This is a genomic window from Massilia sp. UYP34 (genome assembly GCF_056279385.1).
Map to the genome: position 1 here is coordinate 532027 of NZ_JBWBRF010000002.1, position 15749 is coordinate 547775.

Genomic DNA, 15749 nt, shown 5'->3' on the forward strand with positions numbered 1-15749 from the left:
GGGCTGGGTGGCTTATTCGACTTCCGGGACAAAAAATACACTGTCGATCCTGCCGTCGTCTTTGTCGGCTTCGAAGACCAGCAGATACCCTTTTCCGTACATGCTACTGACGGTGTCCGGCCCGACAACATAGGCCAGGTTCGTATCGTAGTCGTAATAGGCGGTCTGAGTGCCGAGCAACGCCTCCACGTCTTTTCTGGTGAAATTTCTGGTGTCGTGCTGTTCGAGGAAGGACGCGGTCATTTTCGCCCGCTCCACCTGAGACGCAGACGCCCAAGCTTCGGGCGTGAATTCGCGCCCTCCGAGCTTGCGCGCCTGATCCTCAACCGAGTTCAGCCAACATCCGGCTAGCCCGAGCATCGAAAGCAATAGCGGACAGACTACGCGCATGGCGGTCAACCGGACCGACTGAAGGTGGGCAAGCACAGTAACGCTGTCAGACATGCGTGCGATCAGCTTTCATTCCACTTCGGGTAGGAAGAATACTCTGTCGACCTCCCCATCGTATTTGTCGGTCTCAAATACCAGCAAGTAGCCTTTTCCGTACATACTCTCGACGGTCGTTGGCCCAACAAAATAGGCTGGATTGGTGTCATAGTCGTAGTATCCCGTTGGCGCCCCAAGCAGTGCAACCACTTCCTTACGATGAAAGCTGGTGACGTCATGCTTTCTAAGAAGCGAGGCAGTCATCTCGCCACGCTGCAGGTCAGTGGCGGTTGCCCACGTCTGCGTGGTAAACTCACGCGCCCCCAGTTTTTTGGCTTGATCCTCGACTGAGTTCCAGCAGCCGGAAAGTAGAATCGAAAGCAATAAGACTTGCGCTCGGGTCGGCATCTGCTCATCTCACTGTCTGATTACTTTTAACTGGCCCGACCGTAAAGCACTGATACAAAGTTGACCGAGCAATTGATTCGAAGTGGGAATGCGACCAATCCTGAGACCGACTTCATTGTTATGCAGATCCATGGCTTTTTCGTCCGGTGGGTTCTCCGGGAAATCTTCGTGCGCCGACGTGTATCTGAGCGCATTGTTATACCCAATCTCGCGACAGAGAATTGCAGACCAGAAGCAATGTCGAAACGCGTCACCCTGGCCGTTGTGGTCGTGTCTGCCGAATCGCCGCTTCGTCTCTTCGGTTGCAGCACGCGCTGCCTCGTCGATCGAGGCCGCATGCTCTGGGTACATCATCAAGTAGACTTTCTCGCTATTGCTGAGTTTCCAAATTTTCATTAGTACCGATGTGGGCATTCTGAAACTCCTGGTACGAATCAACGTTTGAGTGTTCCATGTCTCCCGAAAATGTAGTTTGGCGCCCCTCAAGAGCATGCACTGGAATTGAGTAAAATGCGGGTTTTGCCAGCACACACCTCACCATGGAACTCCGCGCCGCCGCACTGCATGCGCTGCTCGAAACCGATCCCGCAACCAAGGCCCGGGCGGTCGCCGCCCTGACCGCCGCCAGCAAGGCCGGGACCGTGCGCATCGACACCGCCATCGCGCTCGCCGCGCCCGCCGGCATCCCCGGCCGCCCGCTGCGCCCCGAACTGGTGCCGCCGCTGCAGGTCGGCCGCCGTTCGATGGCCACGCCCGAAGGCCGGGCCATGCTGATCCACGCGCTGGCGCACATCGAATTCAACGCCATCAACCTGGCGCTCGACGCGCTGTGGCGTTTCCACGGCATGCCGGCGCAGTATTACCTCGACTGGCTGCGCGTGGCCGACGAAGAGGCGCTGCACTTCACGATGCTCAGCGCGCACCTGGCCACGCTCGGTTACGCCTACGGCGACTTTCCCGGCCACGACAGCCTGTGGGAGATGGTGGCCAAGACGGGCGACGACGTCATGGCGCGCATGGCGCTGGTGCCGCGCACCCTGGAAGCGCGCGGGCTCGATGCGATTCCGCCGCTGCGCAAGAAGATCGCCCAGGCCGGCGACCTGGCGGCAGCCCTGATCCTCGACCGGCTGCTGGTGGACGAAGTAGGGCACGTCGAGATCGGCAATCGTTGGTACTTCAGCCTGTGCCGCGAACGCGGGCTCGAGCCGATCGCCACCTACGATGAACTGACCGCGCGCTACAAGGCGCCCGTCCTCAAGGGACCGTTCAATATCGAGGGCCGGCGCCAGGCCGGCTTCACCGAGGCCGAGCTGCAGCGCTACCGCTGATGGAGACGGGTGTGGAAACGGGCTTCCTGTTGACGCGTCACTGGCGCGACACCGCCGCCGGCTGCGAGGTCGAGTTCTGGCTCGCCACCGATGCCGGCCCGCGCCGCCTGCGCCTGCCGCTGCAAACGCCCGTGGCTTTCATTCCCGAGGAACAACGCGCCGCCGTCGAACAACTGCTGGTCGATGAGCGCGGATGGGAGCTGCGTGCGCTCGAGTTGCGCGACTTTCGCCACCGGCCGGTCGCCGGCCTGTACTGTCGCAAGTACCGCCAGCTGATGCGCATCGAAAAGCAGCTGCGCCAGCATGGCCTCGACGTGTTCGAGGGCGACGTGCGTCCGCCCGAGCGCTACCTGATGGAGCGCTTCATCACGGCGCCAGTGAGTTTTGGCGGCACGCCGGTCGACGGCGATCCGTTGCTGCTGGTCGACGCGGTCCTGAAACCGGCGCCGGGCTACCGGCCGGCGATCCGCACCGTGTCGCTCGACATCGAGACCACCTTTCAGGGCGAACTGCGCTCGATCGCGCTCGAAGGCTGCGGCCAGCGCCAGGTCTACATGCTCGGTCCGCCCAATGGCCAGGACGGTGAGCGCGATTTCGAACTCGACTACTGCGACACCCGGCTCGAACTGCTCGACCGCCTGGAACAGTGGATCATCCGCCACGACCCCGACGCCATCATCGGCTGGAACCTGATCCAGTTCGACCTGCGCGTGCTGCAAAAGCACGCCGAGCGTTTCAACCGCCCGCTGCGCCTGGGCCGTGACGGCAGCGCGATCGAGTGGCGCGAGCATGGCGGCAAGCAGGAACACTACTTCATCTGCATCGCCGGCCGCCTGGTCATCGACGGCATCGACGCGCTGCATTCGGCCACCTGGAGCTTCCCGTCCTTCAGTCTCGAGAACGTGTCGCGCGCCCTGCTCGGCGAAGGCAAGGCGATCGACAATCCGCACGACCGCATGGCCGAGATCGACCGCATGTTCGCCGAGGACAAGCCGGCGCTTGCCTGGTACAACCTCAAGGATTGCGAGCTGGTCACCCGGATCTTCGACAAGACGAAGCTGATGGCCTTCCTGCTGGAGCGCGCCAGCGTGACCGGGCTCGCGGCCGACCGCAGCGGCGGTTCGGTGGCGGCGTTCGAGCACCTGTACATGCCGCTGCTGCACCGCCAGGGACGGGTGGCGCCGAACATCGGCGACGTCGCCGGCGCCGACAGCCCCGGCGGCTTCGTGATGGATTCGCGCTCGGGCCTCTACGATTCGGTGCTGGTGCTGGACTACAAAAGCCTGTATCCGTCGATCATCCGCACTTTCCTGATCGATCCGCTCGGCCTGGTCGAAGGCCTGCGCGAGCCCGAGGACGCCACGGTGCCGGGCTACCGCGGCGGGCGCTTCTCGCGCACCAGGCACTGCCTGCCCGGCATCGTGACCCAGGTCTGGGCCGGCCGCGAGGCCGCCAAGCGCGAGCGCAATGCGCCGCTGTCGCAGGCGCTCAAGATCATCATGAACGCCTTCTACGGCGTGCTGGGCACCACCGGCTGCCGCTTCTTCGACCCGCGCCTGGCCTCGTCGATCACGATGCGCGGCCATGACATCATGCACCGCACGCGCGAGCTGATCGAGGAGCAGGGCTACCAGGTGATCTATGGCGACACCGATTCGACATTCGTCTGGCTGGGGCGCGCGCATGCCGAAGGCGAGGCGCGCCGCATCGGGCAGGCCCTGGTCGAGCACGTGAACGGCTGGTGGCGTGCGCACCTGCAGGCCGAGCTGGGCATCGAGAGCGCGCTCGAACTGGAATACGACGTGCACTTTCGCCGCTTCCTGATGCCCACCGTGCGCGGGTCGGACGAAGGCAGCAAGAAGCGCTACGCCGGACTGGCGGCGAACGCGGACGGCGGCGAAGAGATGGTCTACAAGGGCCTGGAGACGGTGCGCACCGACTGGACCCCGCTCGCGCAAGCCTTCCAGCAGGGGCTCTACGAACGCATCTTCAAGGGCCAGCCCTACCAGGACTACGTGCGCGAGCTGGTCGCGCGCATGTTGCGCGGCGAATGCGACGACGACCTCGTCTACCGCAAGCGCCTGCGCCGGCCGCTGGAGGAATACCAGCGCAACGTGCCGCCGCACGTGCGCGCCGCGCGCATGGCCGACGAACACCACCTGCGCCAGGGCCGCCCGGCGCTGTACCGCAAGGGCGGCTGGATCCGCTACGTGATGACCTCGAACGGCCCCGAGCCGATGGAAGCGCGCCGTGGGGCCATCGACTACGAACACTATCTCACGCGCCAGCTCGAACCGGTGGCCGACGCCATCCTGCCCTTCCTGGGCGACAGCTTCGCCAATCTGACGAGCCCGCAGCAGACGCTGTTCTAGCATCACCGTCGCCCGCGTCATGCTTCGCTATTGCTCGCTGGACTGCCGGCAGGATCCGGCGCCGCCGCTCGATGACGACATGGCCCCAAGGCAAGGTTTCGATGCCGCCCGCATGAACGCGCGCGGCGGCGTCGCAAGCGCTGGCCCGCGACCGCGCTCCCTTTCTATAATGATCCCGTCATTACACGCCATCACCATGGAGTCGTCGTGTCCTTCCTGATCGTCCTGGCCGCACTGGTATTCCTGATGTTCGCCGCCTACCGCGGCTACAGCGTCATCCTGTTCGCGCCGGTCGCCGCCCTCGGCGCGGTGCTGCTGACCGACCCGGCGCAGGTGGCCCCGGTGTTTTCCGGCATCTACATGGAAAAGATGGTCGGTTTCGTCAAGCTGTACTTCCCGGTATTCATGCTCGGCGCGGTGTTCGGCAAGGTGATCGAACTGTCGGGCTTTTCCGAGTCCATCGTGGCCGCCGCGATCCGCCACATCGGCGCCGCGCGCGCCAATGCCGTCATCGTCGCCGTGTGCGCGTTGCTCACCTATGGCGGTGTGTCGCTGTTCGTGGTGGTGTTCGCGGTCTACCCGTTCGCGGCCGAACTCTATCGCCAGAGCGATATCCCCAAGCGCCTGCTGCCGGGAGCGATCGCGCTGGGGGCCTTTTCGTTCACGATGGACGCCTTGCCCGGCACGCCGCAGATCCAGAACATCATACCGACCACCTTCTTCCAGACCACCGCGTGGGCGGCCCCGGTCCTGGGCACCATCGGCGCGCTGTTCATCCTGGCGGTTGGGCTCTGCTACCTCGAGTGGCGCCGCCGCACGGCGGCCGGCAAGGGGGAGGGCTATGGCGCCTCGCTGGTGAACGAACCGGAACGGGTGGATATCGATGCCGGCGGCTTGCCGCATCCGCTGCTGGCGCTGGCGCCCCTGCTGCTGGTGGGCGTGGCCAACTTCGTCTTCACCCGCATGATCCCGGTCTGGTATGGCGCCGACAGCCACACCGTGCCGCCCGCGATCCTGCCGGGTATCTCCACGCCGGTAACCACCACGATCAAGACCGTGACCGCGATCTGGGCGGTGCAGGCGGCGCTGCGGCTGGGGATCCTGTTCGTGGTCGCGACCGCGTTCAGGCGCGTGGCCGGGCGCTTCGCCGATGGCAGCAAGGCGGCGGTCGGCGGCGCGCTGCTGGCGGCGATGAATACGGCGTCGGAGTATGGCTTCGGCGGCGTGATCGCGGCGCTGCCGGGCTTCCTGGTGGTGAGCGATGCGCTGCGCAGCATTCCGGATCCGCTGGTGAACGCGGCGGTCTCGGTCAGCTCGCTGGCCGGCATCACCGGCTCGGCCTCGGGCGGCATGAGCATTGCGCTGGCCGCGATGTCCGACGTTTTCATTCGCGGCGCCGAGCATGCCGGGATCTCGCTCGAGGTGATGCACCGGGTAGTGGCGATGGCCAGCGGCGGCATGGACACCCTGCCGCACAACGGCGCCGTGATCACCCTGCTGGCGGTCACTGGCCTGACCCATCGCGAAGCCTACCGCGACATCTTCGCCGTTACGCTGATCAAGACGGCGGCCGTGTTCTTTGTCATCGGTGTCTATTACGTCTTCGGCGTCGTGTGACAAATCGTGGTTTTTTTGCACTGGTTCCTGCAATATCAGCAAGGCTTGTGGCGTGTCTTGACCCAAGAAACAGCCGCGCGACTACAATGACTTCCGAAATGGTTTCCGTGCAGCACTATTACTCCAGGATGGAACATGAAATCGGTACAACAAGAAGTCGACGAGCGCAGCAACCTGACCGGCACCAACAAATTCGAATTGCTGTTGTTCCGCCTGGGCGGTGACGAGCAGGGCAACCACAACGAGCTGTTCGGCATCAACGTCTTCAAGATCCGCGAAATCGTCGCCATGCCCGAGATCACGGCGGTGGCCGGCGCGCCGCGCCACGTGCTGGGCGTGGTCAACCTGCGCGGCCAGATCATCCAGGTGCTCGACCTGCCGGGCATCACCGGCGTCAAGCCCAGGTCAGGCCTGAACATCATGCTGGTGACCGAGTTCGCGCGCACCACCCAGGCCTTCGCCGTCGAGAGCGTGGAAGAGATCGTGCGCCTGGACTGGAGCCAGGTGATGACCGCCGAGCACAGCGCCGGCAGCGGCATGGTGACCAGCATCGCGCGCCTGCCCGAGCAGGATGGCCAGCCGGCGCGCCTGGCCCAGGTGCTCGACGTCGAGACCATCCTGCGCAACCTGAACCCGACCCAGGAGCGCGAGAACATGGAGCAGGCCGTGGGCGCCAGGATCACGATCAAGCCGGGCGCCGTGATCCTGGCGGCCGACGATTCGGTGGTGGCGCGCGCACTGATCGAGCAGGGCCTGGAAGCGATGGGCCTGCCCTACATCATGACCAAGAGCGGCAAGGAAGCCTGGGACCAGCTGGGCACGATCGCCGCGGCGGCCGAAGCCGAAGGCCGCACCGTGTACGACCGCGTGGCCATGGTGCTGACCGACCTCGAGATGCCGGAGATGGACGGCTTCACGCTCACCCGCAACATCAAGTCGAGCAACCGCTTCGGCAACCTGCCGGTCGTCATCCACTCGTCGCTGTCGGGCAGCACCAACGAAGAGCACGTCAAGAACGTGCGCGCCGACGCCTACGTCGCCAAGTTCTCGGCCGAAGACCTGTCGCGCACCCTGCGCAAGGTGCTGGGCGGCTGATCCGGCGCCCGGGGATGATGAGCTAGTTGCCGCGATGCTATGATGCGGCCGTGATCCCCGACCTTTCCCAATTACTGATCCTCGACAGCCTGCTGCGCGAGGGCAGCCTGACCCGCACCGCCGAACTGCTCGGCATGACCCAACCGACCGTCAGCCGTGCTCTGGCGAAACTGCGGCGCCATTTCGGCGACCCGCTGTTCGTGCGTTCGGGCCAGCGCATGCAGCCGACCGTGCGCGCCCTCGAGCTGGCCGGCCCGGTGGCGGCGGTGCTGGACGCGGCGCGCCAGCTCGAGGGCGGCCCGGCCGCGTTCGATCCGCTCAACGCCACCCGTTCCTTCGGCCTGTACATGGTCGACGGCGCAGTGGTGAACATCCTGCCCCAACTGCTGGACGGCCTGGCCAGGCTGGAAAACGGCGCTGCCGGCCTGCAGCTGCGCAGCGTGCACATCGATCCCGGCTCGCTCGAGGCCCAGCTCGAGCGCGGCCATATCGACCTGGCCATCGGCCGCTTTCCGCACCTGCTCAACAACATCCGCCAGCGCAAGCTGTGGGACGACGAATACGCCTGCCTGATGCGGCGCAGCCACCCCTGGGCCGGGCAACTCGACCACGACACCTGGCTGACCCACCGCCACGTGCTGATCGAGATGGAGCACACCAGCCATCACAACGTGGCCGTGACCCGCAAGCTCGAAACGCTGCTCGAGCCCACCCGCATCCTGTGCCACGTGCCGAGCTTCACCTCGGCCGCCCATATCGCCCTGCACACCGACGCCATCGCCACCATCCCGCTGCGCCTGGCGCGGCCGCTGGCGCGCGACCTGGGCCTGGTGCTGGCGCCGATGCCGGTCGAGCTGCCGCCGCTGCAGCTGGCGCTGTACTGGCACGAGCGCAGCCATCGCGACCCGGCCAACCGCTGGCTGCGCGACTTCGTGCTCACGACCCTCACCAACACGCTGGGCGGCGACGACCATCATGCAGATTCTGCATGACGTTCATGCCGCTTATGGCATGGCCTAAATAACTCACAGCAACTATGCTTCGGCTTCCTGTATTTTGCCGAGGCACTCCATGCTTCCATTCCACCCCGCGCCAGGCCGGTCGGCGACCCGCCTGGCGCTCGTTTCTGCCATGCTCGTCCTGGGCGGTTGCGTGTCGATGGGCGCGCAGCCGCCATTGGCGCGCTTGAACGGGGACGCGCCCCTGAATTCATCGCGCGCTATTGGGTCGTTGACGACCGAGACCGCCGCCTGGCCGACCCAGGACTGGTGGCGCGCCTATGGCGACCCCCAGCTCGACCGGCTGGTGGAGGGTGCACGCGACGCCAGCCCGACGATCGCCGCTGCGCTCGCACGGGTGCGCCAGGCGGCGGCCCTCGAGGGCCTGGCCGCGGCCAGCCTGGGGCCGCAAGCCAGTGCGTCGGTCCACACCGCGCGCCAGCGCTACAGCGAACATGGCAGCGTGCCCAAGCCGTTGGCCGGCAGCTGGGAGTGGGCCGCCGACGCCGGCGTCAACCTGGGCTATGAACTCGATTTCTGGGGCAAGAACGCCGCCAGCGTGGCCGCCGCCGCCGGCCGCGTCAATGCGCGCCAGGCCGAAGCCCAGGCCGCGCGCCTGGCCGTGTCGAGCGCCGTGGTGCAGGCCTACCTGCGCCTGGACCACCTGTACGCCCAACGCGACCTGGCTGGCCGGGAGCTGCGCCAGCGCAGTCGCATTCTCGAGCTGGTGCAGCAGCGCGTCTCCGCCCAGCTCGACAGCAAGGCGGAGCTGAAGCAGGCCGAGATCGGCGTGCCGGCCGTGCGCGGCCAGATCGCGGCGCTGGACGAGGCGATCGCGCTGACCCGCGGCCAGATCGCGGCCCTGGGGGGGCAGGGCCAGGATGCGGCCGGGGCGATCGCCCGCCCGCAACTGCGCCTCTACCGCCCGGCCGCGGCGAGCGCCGACATTCCGGCCGCGCTGCTGGGCCGCCGGCCGGAGCTCGTCGCGCTGCGCTGGCAGGTCGAAGCGGCCAGCGGCGAGATCGACGTCGCCAGGGCGCAGTTCTATCCAACCGTGAACCTGGGCGTCTCCGCTGGCCTGGCCAGCCTGGGGTTCGAGCGCCTGCTGCAGGGCGGCAGCCGCAGCTTTGCCGCCGGCCCGCTGATAACCCTGCCGCTGCTCGACGGCGGCCGGCTGCGCGGCAACCTCGCGGCGCGCAGCGCCGAATTCGACGTCGCGGTCGAGAACTACAACGCCGCCGTGATCGACGCGCTGCGCGACGTGACGGCGCAGCTGACGTCGCTGCGCTGGCTGGGCGAACGGGTGCGCGAGCAGGACCAGGCGCTGGCGGCGGCCGAAGAGGCCCATGCGCTGGCCGAACAGCGCTACCGCGCGGGGCTGGGCAACTTCGTGCAGGTCTTGATCGCCGAAACCCAGGTCGTGGCCCAGCGCCGCGCCCAGGCCGACCTGGACGCCCGCGCCTACGAGCTGGACGTGAACCTGGTGCGCGCCCTGGGTGGCGGCTACCGGGCAGCCGCCGCGCCTCCCGCCCTGGGCGCGCATTGAAGAATCGAGAGAACGCCATGGACACCAACAATACGAACAATACGAATCCTGCTCCCCAGGGCCGCCGCAGGCTCGCGCTGGGCCTGACGGTCGCGGTGTTCGCCGCCGCCGGCGGCATCGCCTGGTCCTCGCCCGAGGTGCTGGGCATCGGCTGGAACAGTCAGCACACCGAAGACGCCTACGTCGAGGGCAACCTGGTGCAGGTGACGCCACAGGTCGGCGGCACCGTGACCCGCATCGCGGCCGACAACACCGATTTCGTGCGCCCCGGCGACGTGCTGGTGCAGCTGAACGAGGTCGACGCCCGCCTGGCCCAGGAGCGCGCCGAGGCGGCGCTGGCCAAGGCGGCGCGCCAGGTGCGGGCCCAGTTTGCCGGCGTCGAGCAGTTGCGCGCGACGGTCGCCCAGCGCGAAGCCGATCTCGGCAAGGCCGCCAGCGACCTGGCACGCCGGCGCGGGCTGGCCGGCACCGGCGCCGTGTCGGGCGAGGACATCCGCCACGCCGAAGACGCCGTGGCCGCGGCCCGGGCGGGGCTCGCCGCCGCGCGCCAGCAGGCCGGCTCGGCGCTGGCCATGGTCGACGGCACCACGGTCGAGAGCCATCCCGACGTGCGCTTTGCGATCGCGCAGCTGCGCGACGCGTCGCTGGGCCTGGCGCGCACCACGCTGGCCGCGCCGGTGGGCGGCATCGTCGCCCGCCGCAACGTCCAGATCGGCCAGCGCGTGGCGCAGGGCGCGCCCCTGATGGCGATCGTGCCGCTGGACCAGATGTGGGTCACCGCCAACCTGAAGGAAACCCAGCTCAAGGACGTGCGCATCGGCCAGCCGGTGGCGGTGACGGCCGACGTGTACGGCAAGGAGGTCGTGTTCCACGGCCGCGTGGCCGGCCAGGAAGCCGGCACCGGCAGCGCCTTCGCCGCGGTGCCGGCGCAGAACGCGACCGGCAACTGGATCAAGGTGGTGCAGCGGGTGCCGGTGCGCATCGCGCTCGACCCGGCCGACCTGGTGCGCCATCCGCTGCGCCTGGGCCTGTCGATGAAGGTGGCGATCGACACCAGCAGCAAGCAGGGCCCGAGCCTGATGCAGGCCGGCGCCGCGCGCCAGCAGTACCAGACCGTCGTGTTCGAGACCGAGTCGCATGGCGCCGAGGAGGCGATCCGGCGCGCGCTCGGCCGCCCGGGCGCGGTAGCGTCGCGTTGATGGAAAGGGCAGGCGATGAACGCCCTTGCTAGACCAGCTGCTCCGCTTTCGATTCCGCGTCCGGCCTTGCTGGCCGCGATCTTCGTCTTCAACTTCATCGAATTCCTGGCGACCGGCATGACGGTGTTCGCGGCGCCGGCCATCATGGGCCACGTCGGCGCCTCGCCCGAGGAATACGCCACCGTCTCGGCGCTGTACGCGGCGGTGGCGGTGCTGTCGATCTCGCAGCTGACGGTGCTGGTGCAGCGCCTGGGCTGGCGCAACTACCTGCTCGGCGGCGTGCTGTTCTACCTGGTCGGCGCCTGGATCTGCGCCGGCAGCGGCAGCGTCGCCGCCTTCGCCGGCGGCCGGCTCCTGATGGCAATGGGTGGCGGCGTGTTCATGACGGCCTCGCGCATGATGGTCAACCTGATTCCGCCTTCGCCCCAGCGCCTGCAGGGCATCGCGGCCTTCGGCGGCGCGCTCTCGCTTGGCCTGGCGCTCGGCCCGCTGGCCGCGGCGAAATTCATCGGGCACGAAGCCTCTGGCGGGATGTTCCTGCTGCTGGCGGCGCTGGCCGTGATCGGCGCCGGCATCGCGGCGCGCTGGCTGCCGCTCGGCGCCGACACGCTGGACGGCACGCCGACGCGCCTGCATGTACCGGATGCGATCCTGCTCGGCGGCGGCGCCGCCATCACGCTGTTCGCCCTGCAGCACCTGACGTACGACTGGCATGGCGGCGAGCGCGGCGCGCTGCTCGGCCACCTGGCGCTGGGCCTCGCGCTGCTGCTGGCCTTTGGCCTCGTCAAGGCGCGCCGCCGCGAACCCTTCCTGCACCTGAACATCCTGGCCAGCGCGCGCTATCGGCTGGGCCTGGTCATCTTCGCGGTCTGCTACGCGGTGCTGGGGATGGTCAACACCCTGTTGCCGCAGGCGGTGCAGAAGGGCCTGGGCATGGGACTGGAGCAAGCTGGAGTCCTGCAAGGCATCGGCCTGCTGTCGACCTTCGTCGTGTTCGTGGTGATGCTGCAGATGGTCAAGCGCAATCCGCATCCGACCAGGTTCTTCGTGACCGGCTTCCTGATGCTGGCGGCGCTGGGCTGGCGTTTCGCCACCCTCGATCCGCGCGCCGACGCCTGGGACACGGTGATGCTGTGGCTGGGCCTGTTCGGCGGCTTCCTGACCCTCGGCATGGCGACCGCGGCGATCCACTCGTTCAAGGATCTGCAGGCCGACAACGTGGTCTTCGCGCACGGCCAGCAACTGAAGAACATGCTGGGCCAGGTGGGCCTGGCGCTGGGCGTTGGCGTGACCAATGTCGCGCTGCAGGAACGCACCGCCCTGCATGCGTCGCGGCTGGCCGAGAAGGCCGGCGCGATCGGGGACGGCGGCCTGGAGTTGGCGCGCCAGGCCGGCCTGCTGGCGGGCCAGGACCTGTTCTGGATCGTGATGTGGGTGGGCCTGGCCGGCGCCGTGTTGCTGGCCATGCAGCGCAGGTTCGATTGAACCCCGACGGTGGCGTCGTTCGCGGCCCTGGCCCTGGTCGCCGGCTTGGTCCGGCGACGCCCGGAGGTGGCCCGGATTGCACCCCGAAAAGACAACGCCCGGCGCCAGCCTGCAAAGGCCGGCGCCGGGCGGCGCGCGGGTGTGGATACCGCTTTCAGTGCATCAGTCTTCCTGGAACGCCTCTTCGCGCTTCTTGCGCAGCGACGGCAGCATCACGACGATCATCGCCGCCGCGGCCAGGCCCAGCATCACGCCCGAGATCGGACGCTCGATGAACACCATCGGATCGCTGCGCGACAGCAGCAGGGCGCGGCGCAGGTACTCTTCCATCATCGGGCCGATGATGAAGCCGAGCAGCATCGGCGCCGGTTCCAGTTCCAGCTTCGCGCACAGGTAGCCCAGCAGCCCGAACAGGGCCATCAGGTAGACGTCGAAGGTGCTGTTGTTCAGGCTGAACACGCCGATCGCGCAGAACATCAGGATGGCCGGATACAGCATTTGGTAAGGCACCATGATCATGCGCACCCAGAGGCCGATCATCGGCAGGTTCAGCACGACCAGGAACAGGTTACCGATCCACATCGAGACGATCAGGCCCCAGAACAGGGCGGGCTGCTCGGTCATCACGGCCGGACCCGGCTGGATGCCCTGGATGATCATCGCGCCGATCATCAGCGCCATCACCGGGTTCGACGGGATGCCGAGGGTCAGCATCGGGATGAACGAGGTCTGGGCGCCGGCGTTGTTGGCCGCTTCCGGCGCCGCCACGCCTTCGATCGCGCCCTTGCCGAACTGCGCCGCGTTCTTCGACACCTTCTTCTCGAGCGAGTACGAGGCGAACGAGGCCAGCATCGCGCCGCCTCCCGGCAGGATACCCAGCACCGAGCCGAGGCCGGTCGCGCGCAGCACCGGCGCGATGATGCGCTTGAAGTCGTCCTTGCTCAGCATCAGGCCCTGGACCTTCTTCATGACCAGGTTGCGGCTTTCGTCGTGTTCCAGATTGCGGATGATTTCGCCGATGCCGAACATGCCCATCGCCACGATCACGAAGTTGATGCCATCGGCCAGTTCCGGCAGGTCGAAGGTGTAGCGCGCCGAGCCCGAGTTGACGTCGGTGCCGACCACGCCCAGCAGCAGGCCGAGCAGCACCATGCCGATCGCCTTGAGCAGCGAGCCGCTGGCCAGGACCACCGAGGCGACCAGGCCGAGCACCATCAGCGAGAAGTATTCGGCCGGGCCGAATTGGAGCGCGACATCGGCCAGCGGCGGCGCGAACAGCGCCAGCAGCACGGTGGCGACCGAGCCGGCGAAGAACGAGGCGATCGCCGCCGTGGCCAGCGCCTTGCCGGCGTTGCCGTTGCGCGCCATCTGGTAGCCGTCCAGGGCCGTGACCACCGAGGATGACTCCCCGGGCAGGTTGACCAGGATCGCGGTGGTCGAGCCGCCGTACTGGGCGCCGTAGTAGATACCGGCCAGCATGATCAGGGCCGATTCCGGCGGCAGGCCGAAGGTCGCCGGCAGCAGCATGGCGATGGTGGCGACCGGACCCAGGCCCGGCAGCACGCCGACGGCGGTGCCGACGAACACGCCGACCAGGCAGTAGAACAGGTTCTGGAGGGTAAAGGCCGTTTCCAGGCCGAGTGCGAGATTGCTGAAGATTTCCATATTGTTTTAATTCCCACCGAACCATGGACCGAAGATAGGCATCGGCAAACCGAGCAACTTGACGAACAGGCCCACGGCGAACAGCGTCGCGCCCACGGCCAGGGCCACGGCCTTGGCCAGGTTGAATTTGCGGCCGGCATAGCTGCTGATCATGATCAGCAGGAGCGTCGCCGGCACCAGGCCCGCGTTGCGCATCAGGAAGCCGAACAGCAGCACGGCGACCAGCACCAGCAGCAGTTCCTTCCAGTAGAGGCGGCCGACCGGTTCGCCCTGTCGGAAGAAGGAGCGAATCAGCGAGCCTGCGCCGACCAGCGACAACATGCCGCCGAGGACCGTCGGGAAGTAGGCCGGACCCATGCGGCCGGCCGTCCCCATTTCATAGTCCTGGCCGATGATGATGGCGGAAAGGCCAAAGAAGAGAAAGACGATGCCACTCCAAAAATCCTTTGGGTGGCGTATGAATGCTGGCACGTGATGGTCCCCTTTTTTTGTGATGCAAATGCGGTATTACAGATGCAGTGGTTCGAAGTGTATTTCAGCGACGGCGCCGTGGCTACGGCAGGTACAACAAAACGCACCGCCCGGCGAACCCGGCGCGGTGCGCAGTGTCAATTCCTCATGCTCAGTCGGCGAAGGCGCCGGCTTTCTTGATGATCGGACCCCACAGGTCGATCTGCTGCTTGAGGTGGGTGCGCAGGGCTTCCGGCGTCGCCTGGTTGGTCGGGACCGGCTCGGTGCCCAGGTCGTTGAAGCGCTTGATCACGTTCGGGTCGCGCAGCGAGGCGCGCAGGGCGCTCGCCAGCGCGTCCACGACCGGCTTCGGCGTGCCCTTCGGCGCGTACAGGCCGTGCCAGACGCCGACCTCGAAGTTCGGCAGGGCGCCGGAGGCCAGGGTCGGCAGGTTGGGCAGCGACGGCACGACCGTCTTGGTGGTCACGCCATAGGCCTTGATCTTGCCGCTCTTGATCTGGCTGGTGGTATTTGTGGTCTGGTCGCACATGAAGTCCACCTGGCCGCCCAGCAGGTCGTTCATCGCCGGGCCGGTGCCCTTGTAGGGCACGGTGGTCAGCTCGACGCCCATCGCGGTCTGCAGCAGCATGCCGCACAGGTGCGAGGCCGAACCCAGGCCGGCGTGGGCGTAGGTGACCTTGTCCTTGTTGGCCTTGACGTAGGTGATCAGCTCCTTCATGTCCTTGGCCGGGAAGTTGGCGCGCGCGACGACGGTCATCGGCACGTCAGTGATCAGGCCGATCGGCTCGAAGCTGTCGATCGCGTTGTACGGCAGCTTGCGGTACAGGGCAGGGGCGGTCGACTGGCCGATGTGGTGCAGGAACACGGTGTAGCCGTCGGGTGCGGCCTTGGCCGCGCGCGCCGCGCCGATCGTGCCGCCGGCGCCGCCGACGTTCTCGATGATGATCTGCTGCTTGAGGGTGGTGCCCATCGACTGCGCCACCAGGCGCGCCACGGTGTCGGTCGGACCGCCGGCCGCGAACGGCACGATCATGGTGATGGTCTTGTTGGGATAGTTCTGGGCCTGGGCCAGGCCGCTGCCGAAAGCGGTCAGGCACGCGACAGCGCACAGCATCTTGAGCTTCATGTTTGTCGTCCTC

Annotated in this window: 14 protein-coding genes; 8 read left to right on the plus strand and 6 right to left on the minus strand. The window is 67.1% G+C overall.

Translation table 11 applies throughout. The features are described 5' to 3' along the window. Positions 1-12: 12 nt before the first annotated feature. From ACZ9AQ_RS05720 to ACZ9AQ_RS05730, 3 genes are read right to left on the minus strand one after another with little or no spacing between them, the layout of a single operon-like run. Positions 13-444, minus strand: coding sequence for a hypothetical protein (locus ACZ9AQ_RS05720; protein ID WP_429202071.1), 432 nt, complete (start codon positions 442-444; stop codon positions 13-15). A 15-nt stretch (positions 445-459) separates the two neighbouring features. After that, positions 460-834: a hypothetical protein gene (locus tag ACZ9AQ_RS05725; protein ID WP_429202069.1), complete on the minus strand. Its 375-nt coding sequence runs from the start codon at positions 832-834 to the stop codon at positions 460-462. A gap of 9 nt (positions 835-843) precedes the next feature. Next, entirely contained in the window at positions 844-1248 is a 405-nt protein-coding gene (locus ACZ9AQ_RS05730) for a DUF6973 domain-containing protein (RefSeq protein ID WP_429202068.1), read from the minus strand. A 125-nt stretch (positions 1249-1373) separates the two neighbouring features. Between ACZ9AQ_RS05730 and ACZ9AQ_RS05735 the strand changes: the two genes are divergently transcribed. The 8 genes from ACZ9AQ_RS05735 to ACZ9AQ_RS05770 all read left to right on the plus strand — a co-directional run bounded on the left by ACZ9AQ_RS05735 (position 1374) and on the right by ACZ9AQ_RS05770 (position 12474). Beyond that, a complete protein-coding gene (locus ACZ9AQ_RS05735) occupies positions 1374-2162 on the plus strand; it encodes a ferritin-like domain-containing protein (protein WP_429202066.1) in 789 nt (262 codons plus the stop codon). Further along, positions 2162-4534, plus strand: a complete 2373-nt coding sequence (locus ACZ9AQ_RS05740; protein ID WP_429202064.1) for a DNA polymerase II — start codon at positions 2162-2164, stop codon at positions 4532-4534. Before ACZ9AQ_RS05735 ends, ACZ9AQ_RS05740 begins: the two co-directional genes overlap by 1 nt. A gap of 207 nt (positions 4535-4741) precedes the next feature. Then, positions 4742-6151, plus strand: a complete 1410-nt coding sequence (locus tag ACZ9AQ_RS05745) for a GntP family permease (protein WP_429202062.1) — start codon at positions 4742-4744, stop codon at positions 6149-6151. A 135-nt stretch (positions 6152-6286) separates the two neighbouring features. Then, the gene (locus ACZ9AQ_RS05750) at positions 6287-7246 is read left to right on the plus strand and encodes a chemotaxis protein (protein WP_429202060.1); all 960 of its coding nucleotides are present in this window, start codon (positions 6287-6289) and stop codon (positions 7244-7246) included. A 50-nt stretch (positions 7247-7296) separates the two neighbouring features. Next, a complete protein-coding gene (locus ACZ9AQ_RS05755) occupies positions 7297-8238 on the plus strand; it encodes a LysR family transcriptional regulator (RefSeq protein ID WP_429202058.1) in 942 nt (313 codons plus the stop codon). 79 nt (positions 8239-8317) lie between these two features. Next, positions 8318-9790: an efflux transporter outer membrane subunit gene (locus ACZ9AQ_RS05760; protein WP_429202057.1), complete on the plus strand. Its 1473-nt coding sequence runs from the start codon at positions 8318-8320 to the stop codon at positions 9788-9790. A 17-nt stretch (positions 9791-9807) separates the two neighbouring features. Beyond that, a complete protein-coding gene (locus ACZ9AQ_RS05765) occupies positions 9808-10989 on the plus strand; it encodes an efflux RND transporter periplasmic adaptor subunit (RefSeq protein WP_429202056.1) in 1182 nt (393 codons plus the stop codon). Positions 10990-11004: 15 nt separating this feature from the next. Then, positions 11005-12474 carry an MFS transporter gene (locus ACZ9AQ_RS05770; protein WP_429202054.1) on the plus strand — a complete coding sequence of 490 codons (1470 nt, stop codon included), beginning with the start codon at positions 11005-11007 and terminating at the stop codon, positions 12472-12474. Positions 12475-12636: 162 nt separating this feature from the next. Here the strand turns inward: ACZ9AQ_RS05770 and ACZ9AQ_RS05775 are convergent, their stop codons facing one another. The 3 genes from ACZ9AQ_RS05775 to ACZ9AQ_RS05785 all read right to left on the minus strand — a co-directional run bounded on the left by ACZ9AQ_RS05775 (position 12637) and on the right by ACZ9AQ_RS05785 (position 15736). Beyond that, a complete protein-coding gene (locus ACZ9AQ_RS05775; RefSeq protein ID WP_429202052.1) occupies positions 12637-14139 on the minus strand; it encodes a tripartite tricarboxylate transporter permease in 1503 nt (500 codons plus the stop codon). A gap of 6 nt (positions 14140-14145) precedes the next feature. After that, positions 14146-14610: a tripartite tricarboxylate transporter TctB family protein gene (locus ACZ9AQ_RS05780; protein WP_429202050.1), complete on the minus strand. Its 465-nt coding sequence runs from the start codon at positions 14608-14610 to the stop codon at positions 14146-14148. 151 nt (positions 14611-14761) lie between these two features. Further along, complete coding sequence (locus ACZ9AQ_RS05785) at positions 14762-15736, minus strand: tripartite tricarboxylate transporter substrate binding protein BugD (protein ID WP_429202049.1); 975 nt, start codon at positions 15734-15736, stop codon at positions 14762-14764. Between the last annotated feature and the right edge of the window lie 13 nt (positions 15737-15749).